At 66.7% G+C, this 5,013-nt stretch carries 1 protein-coding gene; it reads right to left on the reverse strand.

Annotation, left to right across the window (positions count from 1 at the left end):
- Positions 1-61 precede the first annotated feature (61 nt).
- Complete coding sequence (locus tag HMPREF1138_RS07430) at positions 62-4,171, reverse strand: S8 family serine peptidase (RefSeq protein ID WP_009058188.1); 4,110 nt, start codon at positions 4,169-4,171, stop codon at positions 62-64.
- Positions 4,172-5,013 lie beyond the last annotated feature (842 nt).

Consider the following 5,013-nt stretch of genomic DNA (forward strand, 5'->3'; position numbering starts at 1 on the left):
AAACCACCAGCCGGAATCCGTCAGCCGGAATCCGTCAGCCGGCATCCGTCAGGCTACCGACTCACGTCAGCAGGTGGCCGCTGCGATCAAACACGTAGCGCTTGCCGTCGATCCAGCGCGGGCCCGTGACCATGGCTCCCGACGGGGACAGGTAGTACGTGTACCCGCCCTCCGTCAGCCAGCCCGTGCGCATCGCTCCCGACGAAGGATCGAAGTAGTACCAGGTGCCGCGAATACTCGCCCAGCCCAGCGCCTGAGCGCCGTCACGCCCGTAGTAGGACCACTGGTCGCCCTCACGGTACCAGCCGGTCACCACGTAGCCGCGCGGGCCAAAACGGTAGATCTTCCCGTCGATGCGCAGGCGCACGTTCACCGGGAACGTCCCGTCCGTGTACCGCCACCACTTACCGGCCCGGCTGTACACCCAGCGCCCAGCCCCGGCCTCGTCAACCGAGGAACCCCCAGAACCGGAGCCCTCGACCGTCACCGTGACCTCCGCGCTCACATCGTCGTCGGCGCGCGCATCGTTATTGCGCCCGAAAGCCTCGACGCGCACAGTCGTCTGGCCGCTCAGCGACGCGCCCGCCACCGGATGCGACACGTCCACGCCATCGGCCTGCAGCGTCACGCCCGAGCCCGAGAACTCGCCGCTGCCCTGCACGGTCGCCACCTCGTGGCCGCCCACCAGCAGGCGAGCCGACGTCACCGGCCCGGTCAGGCCCACGCGCAAGGACACGCGCCCGGACACGCTCTGCCCGGACAACGGCGCCCACGTCGACCCGTCCGCCGAGTACTCGACCTCGCCCACGACAGGGCGCGCCTGATCCTTCAACACCGCATCCAAGACGCTCGGCATGCCCGCGCCCCGATACTCGCGCTCCCCCTCAGGAGCGGCCAGCCGCCCCCAATTCGACGCGGAACCCGCCTGCTTACGGGCCAGCTCCACGATCTGGGCAGAGCCCATCTCCGGATGCACCTGGCGCAGCGTCGCGATCGCGCTCGCCGCCACCGGTGCCGCCATCGACGCGTCCCGGGCGACCCCGGCCTCGCCGCCCAGCCAGGTAGGCCTCGTCGTGAACACGTTCTCGCCGGGCGCCGTGAAAGCAACATTCGTGAGACCCCAGTTCGACGTCCACGCGTGCTCGAGCGCCCCCGTGCCCGGGTCAGCCTGGTCCACCAGGCGCAGCGTCGACACTGCCAGCGCGTTCGGCATCATCGCGGGAACCATGACGCCGCCGAGCGTGTCACGCTGGAACGGCGCCCACGCGTCAAACGGCGAGGACGCATCCGTCTTCGGCGGATTATTCAAATCGATACCACTGGCCCCGGCATCCACCACGTTAACGACGTCCTTCGACGCCGCATAGTTGATGCCTCGGCGCACCGCCTCCAAGCCCGCGGCCTGCTCCGGGTCGCCCGGCATCCAGTACTTCCACGGCGAGACCAGGTAATTGCTCGCCGTCACGGAAATCCCATGATCCGCCGCCCACACGAAACCGCACACGACGTACTCCGGGTAATACTGCCCTGTGGTCGCCGACGCCACGTTGATCGCCGCGACGTTCAACGTCGGATTCACGCCCGGCACACCGCTGGCCTCGCCCGTGCCGGCAATCACCCCGGCCGCCTGCGTACCGACCTCCGCGCGACCCGAGCGCCACGCCTCAGGATCCCGATTCGGCATGCCGTTAGAGTTACAGGACACGGACAAGGAATGGTCGATCTTCCCCGACAAGTCCCCAACCGTGTCATCCACGCCATCACCCATGACGCCCACCGTCACCGGCGCGCGCATAACATCCACGCCCTGCGCGTCGAGGGCACCCACCGCCTGCAGGTGCCAGTCCTTCGCATCCGGCGGGGTCGGGTAAACACCGCCCACGTGGGGGCCCTCCGGCACCGGCGGCTTCTCCTCGACACTCGGGTAGGCGGGCGCCTCCAGCTCCTGGGACACGATGGCCTCGTTGCCCACGACGGGAGCCTGACGGGTCGGACCCACCGAATGGAAGGAAATACCGGAATCCGCCAGTGCGAACCCCAGGTCCATCGCGAAAGCAGCCGACGAGGACTGGACGAAGAACGTGCGCAAAGCCGGGTAGGACTCCAACACCATTCCGCCCAGCAACGAGGCCTGGTAGAGGGCGCGCTGGAACGTGGCGTCATCCGCGTCAGGAGCCAGGTTCACCGCATAGTTCTGAGGCATCTGCGCGCTCGTGCGAGGCACGGACATGATGCCTGGCGCAACGGGGTCGACGGGGACGACACCGCTGCCCTCCCCCGGGTCGGGCTCCGGCTCCGGCGCGGGCACGGCGCCCGGGTCACGAGCGACCGTAAAGGACAGGGAACGGCTCACGTCATCGTCAGCGTGCCGGTCCGCGTTAATGCCGAGCGCGCTGACCTGAACGCGGGCCGTCACATACTCCTCGCCCTCGGGGATCAGGGAAGCGAGATCCACGTCGTCGATCGTCACGGTCGTCGGCTCATCAAAGTAGCCGCCGCCACCGGGCGCGTGCGCCTGGGCCACACCCGCGACGTCCACACTCAGCATGCTCAGGGGCGAGCGCGCCGACACGCGCACGCTCACGCGACCGGCGGGAACCACCTCGTCACGCAAATTCGTCCACTCTCCCCCGTCCACGCGGTACTCGACCATACCGAGCGTCGGCTGCGCCTGATCGTAGACCACCGCGTTCCTCGCGCTCAGGAAGCCACGGCCTCGATACTCATTGTTATCCGTCGGCAGCGCGAGCCTCCCGTACTCGTAGGCCCCCTGCTTGCGCATCAGGTTGGTGATCTGCTCGCCCACCAGCGCGGGGTGGGTCGACTTGACGAGCGCGGCGACGCCACTCACGTGCGCGGCAGCAACCGCCGTCCCCGACATATACCCGTAGTTCGAAGGGATCATCAGGTTCGGGAACGTCGAGTAGATGTCCCGCCCAGGCGCAGCAAAACCGACGCGCATGAAGCCATAGTTGGAGGTGTCCGTTCTCTTCAAAGTCGCCCGGAGCGGCTCCGCGCCCGGAGTCGCCATCTCGAGCGCACTCACCATGGCGACGCCCCCGACCATCGCGGGCACCATCGTGGCCCCCTCGACGTTGCGATTCTCAATCGGCGTCGAGTCAGTGGGCGACGAACTGTCCACGGTCGTATCGTCGAGGTCCAGGCCGTCGTCCCCAGCGCCCGACAACACGGTGAGTCCGCGCTCCTGCGCAGTGTAGATCGCGCGCACCGCGGCCTCCAGGCCCGCGGCCTGCTCGGGATCGTCAGACTTCCAGAACCGCCACGGGTCCATCTGGAAGGAATTGTGGACGATGTCCACACCGTGGTTCACGGCCCAGTCGTAGGCGCACACGAGGTACTCGGGGTACAAGCGCCCCTTGTCGTTGACGGCCTTAATCGACACGAGGGTCGCGTCCGGCGCGATACCGTCGATACCAATGTCGTTATGGTTGGCGGCGATGATTCCGGCGATGTGCGTGCCGTGGATATCGTTGTAACGCAGCGCCTCCTCGCTCACGTTGGGGATTCCGTTGACGTCGCAGGACACGGACCTGGACGTATCGACCCGACCCGCCAAGTCGGGCTGCTCTGCGTCAATACCCGTGTCAATGACGCCCACGGTGACGGGCGCGCGCGGCACCTCCACCTCGGCTGCGCCCCGCGCGTCCATGGCCTCGGCCCCCCAGTTAGTGGTAGGGAAAGGATCAGGGACGTTCGGGTCTGGCACGGTCAGGCCCGTGGGCGCCGCTGCTGGCGCCGAGCCAGGGGCCGCCGGCGGAGTTTGGTTCGTCACCCGCTCGGACTCGGGGACCGCGGCCACGCGAGTCGGGCCGATCGAGTGGACAGCAATGCCGTGCTCCCTCAGGACCGCGTTCAGGTCCGGCGAGAACGAGGCCGACTCACTCTGAGCGAAAACAGTGTGCAATCCGGGGTATTGCGTCAGGAGGGTTCCCCCGACGCTGGGGAGGAGTTCAATGACGCGCGCCATCGCATTCTCGTCGGAAAGCTGGGAGAGGTTGATGGCGTAATTCATGAGACCCGCGCTGGATCGGGCGGGCGCGACCAGGCTGGGGGCGTCCTCAGCTCTGGTGGACGGGGCGGTCATCGTAGCGACGCTCATGGACAGGGCGATCGCTGCGACGACCCCTATGCGTGCAACGTTGCGGCGCATGGTTCCTCGACTTTCACTTGTGCCTGCGCGTGGACAACTTTGTCCATGCGGTTACCATGATCCACCTCTTTACTTGCCGAAACAATTTATCAGTAACAAATGCACAAAATACAAGCTATATTGCGACATACAAGCCAAACAATTAGCCGCATAATATCAATGCAACCGAGACGCGCAGCGAGGAAATGATGCGAACCGTGACCACACATTCAGCGGCGATCCCCACCGTTTGACAGCTCGCGCGGAGACGATGCTCGTGGTCGGCTGCGCCCGAGTGCGGGGCGGCCCACGCGACCGAGACGGAGCCGGCGTGCGGCCGGCGTAACACCCGCGTGGCCGAGGCGGAGCCCGCGTGCGGTCGGAGTGACACCCGCGTGGCCGAGGCTTCCCCGACAGCATTCAGCCGCGCACTGGCAATGCCCACGCGTTGCGCTCCGGTGACTATCGCGGCTGGCGTCACCCTGACGCGGGCCCTGAGCAGTATGCGACTGAACGGTCCGATTGGATACGCCGAGGTCATGGCCAACTTGTGCGGGTGCGTGCACGTTCGCTCCAACGGGGCGGGAGGATGTGCGTTTGTGGTTACCGTGCATTCTTGGTGTATTTGCGTGTTACGGAGCGTAGCCTGGTGAGTGAAGGGCGCGTCTCCGATGGCGGGGGCGCGCGGGAGGACACCTCATCGTGGAGGTTGATAGATCATGATGGTTCCGCCGTTGTCTGAGCGTCCCGTGACCGAGGAGGACGAGGAGCAATTCCGCCGCGAAACGGCGCCGCGCAAGTACACGCTGCGCCGGCGGTGGGCTGATTATCGCGCCGAGGTCAAAGCGCGGCGCCCCAAGGGT

The organism is Actinomyces sp. ICM58 (genome assembly GCF_000283035.1).
Classification (GTDB): domain Bacteria; phylum Actinomycetota; class Actinomycetes; order Actinomycetales; family Actinomycetaceae; genus Pauljensenia.